Source organism: Streptomyces sp. NPDC059456 (assembly GCF_042750055.1).
GTDB lineage: Bacteria > Actinomycetota > Actinomycetes > Streptomycetales > Streptomycetaceae > Streptomyces.
Map to the genome: position 1 here is coordinate 1 of NZ_JBHYVA010000950.1, position 2,479 is coordinate 2,479.

Here is a 2,479-nt window from a genome sequence, read left to right on the forward strand (position 1 = left end):
CGGGGCGGGGGGGGGGTGGGGTGGCAGAGCGGGGCGCGCGCCCCGCGCCCGCCCCCGCCGCGCGCCCGGGCGCCGCGCCCGCCACCCCTGCGGAGGACTTCTCCGACATCGAAGCGATTCTGAAGAAGCACGGCATCTGAGGTCCGGCCCGGGGGTCGCCGCGGGCCTGACAAGAAGGAGTGAACTCCCGCACCGGCGCTGGCGTGTTGAGGACCCGATGCGGGCGCGCTGCGCCATCATCGGCCCGACATGCTCGACACATCGCAGGGTGAGCCGCCGGTTCGCGCGCCGGCACCGGACCCCGCCCCCGTTGCCGAGGAGCCGCGAGGCTGCCTCTTCGCGCTCTCGCAGCCGCCCCTGATGATCTTCCTAGGGGTGATCGGCACCTTGCTGCTGCTGGCCGCCGTGCACGACCTCTTCCTGCTCTGACTGCCCCGCGTCGGCTTCCTTGCGCCGGGCCCGGTACGCCGCCACGTGGAGCCGGTTCCCGCAGGTCCGGCTGTCGCAGTAGCGCCGCGAGCGGTTGCGGGACAGGTCGACGAAGGCCCGCCGGCAGTCGGGGGCCTCGCAGCGGCGCAGGCGTTCCTGTTCGCCGGAGACCACGATGAAGGCCAGCGCCATGCCGCCGTCGGCCGCGAGGTGGTCACCCAGCGAAGCGCCCGGCGCGAAGTAGTGGACGTGCCAGTCGTAGCCGTCGTGGTCGGTCAGTTGGGGGGTGGTGCCCGCGGTCGCCACCAGCTCGTTGATCAGGCCGGCCGCGGTCCGCGGATTGGGCGCCCCGAACACCTGGGCGAACTTGCCGCGGACGGTGCGCACCCCGGCGAGGTCGCGGGCGCCGAGCTCGCCGACGTCGCTGATCCGGTACTCGCGCACGAATTCGCGCAGCGAGCCGATGTCCGCCAGACCGTCCGGCTGCTCCGCCTCGGCCGCGGTGTTCACCAGCGCGACGACGACGTCGAGCGCGCGACGGGTGTCGTGGGGAATCTGCACGGGGGTCGCTCCCTGAGGGCCGGGCCTGCGGCGACGGACCGGTGCCGTCGATGGGGGCCGACTCTAGCCGTCCCCGGGCGGTACCGGGAGGTGCGCCCGTGGCGACTGCGTCACGCACGCCGGCGCCGTCCACGCGGACGGCTTCCGCGAGAACAGCGCCGGCACTGCCGTATGTGGTTTTTGTCCAGCCCGCACCGTCGCCCCGAGTCGGACGGTGCGGAGTGGCCCCCGGCGCAGGCCGGGAGGTGCTCCCTGGGAGCCTGGTTCAGCTTTCGGCCAGGATGTGGGAGAGCTCTTTGTCGAGGTCGAAGTGCCGGTGTTCGGTCCCGGGCGGGACCGCGGCATCCGTCCGCTTGAGGAACGACTCGAGTGCGCGGGCGGGTGCTTCGAGGAGTGCTTCTCCCTCCGGTGAGCTCAGGGCGATGCACACGACGCCCTGACCGTGGCTGCGGGACGGCCAGACGCGGACGTCTCCGGTTCCGGTGGGCCGGTGGAGGCCCTCGGCGAGGAGGTCTCGGGCGAATACCCACTCGACCGTCTCCTCGGCGCCGGTGTGGAAGGTGGCGTGCACGGCGTAGGGATCGGCCGTGTCATACCGCAGGCCCGCCGGGACAGGCAGTGAGGACTCGCTCGACACAACGAGGCGCAGGTGCAGCTCGCAGCTGACCGTGGTGTTCATAAGCGCCAGGGCCTTTCGCTCAGTGTGCGCTCGGGGATTCGCACGTCGGCGAAATCGACATGCCACCTACGGTGCCGTTGTAAACCCCTCTGACCGTTTTGCGGACCTCTGGGTCCCTCGGACGGCGGATCCAAACCACCATTCACGTGTGCTTCCGGCTCCGGTAGATTCGGTGCCATGAATACGGGGAGTGACCGAGGGACCCAAGAGTCCGCAGCAGAGTCCGCAGTCGACGGCACGACCGAGCACACCACGGAAGAGGCGCCGCACGTATCGAAGGCTCCCGCCTTCATCAAGTCGCGCCGCACCCTGCACCTCAGCTGGCAGGTCGGCGTCTTCATCGTCGGCCTCGCCGTCATCGGCGCCGGCGTGGCGATGCTCGTCCTGCCCGGCCCCGGCTGGGTCGCGATCTTCGCGGGCCTGGCGATCTGGGCCACCGAGTTCGCCTGGGCGTCGCTCGTGCTGCGCTGGACCAAGCGGAAGGTCACCGAGGCCGCGCAGAAGGCGCTGGACCCCAAGGTCCGCCGCCGCAACATCATCCTCACCAGCGTCGGGCTCGTGATCGCCGGCGCGCTGATCGGCTTCTACCTGTGGAAGTACGGCCTCACGATGCCCTGGGACCTCAAGGACCAGTGACGGTCGGGGGATGGTCGGGAACCACCGCTGACATGGGGTAATGTTTGCGGTGCGTCCGGGCGATTAGCTCAGTGGGAGAGCACTTCGTTCACACCGAAGGGGTCACTGGTTCGAACCCAGTATCGCCCACCCCGTCCAAACTCCCCGCCGGAAAACACGCAGACGCGGCGAGGC

Annotated in this window: 4 protein-coding genes and 1 tRNA gene; 3 read left to right on the forward strand and 2 right to left on the reverse strand. The window is 70.6% G+C overall.

All coding sequences use genetic code 11. The annotated features are described in order from the left end of the window. Nucleotides 1–249: 249 nt before the first annotated feature. Nucleotides 250–429, forward strand: coding sequence for a hypothetical protein (locus tag ACFXA3_RS40930; RefSeq protein WP_082410120.1), 180 nt, complete (start codon nucleotides 250–252; stop codon nucleotides 427–429). Here ACFXA3_RS40930 and ACFXA3_RS40935 read toward each other — a convergent pair. Then, a complete protein-coding gene (locus ACFXA3_RS40935) occupies nucleotides 370–990 on the reverse strand; it encodes a CGNR zinc finger domain-containing protein (RefSeq protein ID WP_385196303.1) in 621 nt (206 codons plus the stop codon). The two genes, ACFXA3_RS40930 and ACFXA3_RS40935, sit on opposite strands and share 60 nt — an antisense overlap. Before the next feature lie 265 nt (nucleotides 991–1,255). Further along, nucleotides 1,256–1,669, reverse strand: coding sequence for an SsgA family sporulation/cell division regulator (locus tag ACFXA3_RS40940; protein WP_030011909.1), 414 nt, complete (start codon nucleotides 1,667–1,669; stop codon nucleotides 1,256–1,258). Between the two features lie 177 nt (nucleotides 1,670–1,846). Between ACFXA3_RS40940 and ACFXA3_RS40945 the strand changes: the two genes are divergently transcribed. Next, nucleotides 1,847–2,305 (forward strand): TIGR02611 family protein, encoded by a 459-nt coding sequence (locus ACFXA3_RS40945; protein ID WP_385196305.1) that lies wholly within the window; start codon nucleotides 1,847–1,849, stop codon nucleotides 2,303–2,305. Nucleotides 2,306–2,362: 57 nt separating this feature from the next. Continuing rightward, nucleotides 2,363–2,434: transfer RNA gene (locus tag ACFXA3_RS40950), tRNA-Val, on the forward strand. The last annotated feature ends 45 nt before the right edge of the window (nucleotides 2,435–2,479 follow it).

Excerpts from the sequence above, each read along its gene's own strand:
- ACFXA3_RS40930 (WP_082410120.1), top strand. The coding sequence starts at position 250 with ATGCTCGACACATCGCAGGGTGAGCCGCCGGTTCGCGCGCCGGCACCG.
- ACFXA3_RS40940 (WP_030011909.1), bottom strand. The coding sequence starts at position 1,669 with ATGAACACCACGGTCAGCTGCGAGCTGCACCTGCGCCTCGTTGTGTCG.
- ACFXA3_RS40945 (WP_385196305.1), top strand. The coding sequence starts at position 1,847 with ATGAATACGGGGAGTGACCGAGGGACCCAAGAGTCCGCAGCAGAGTCC.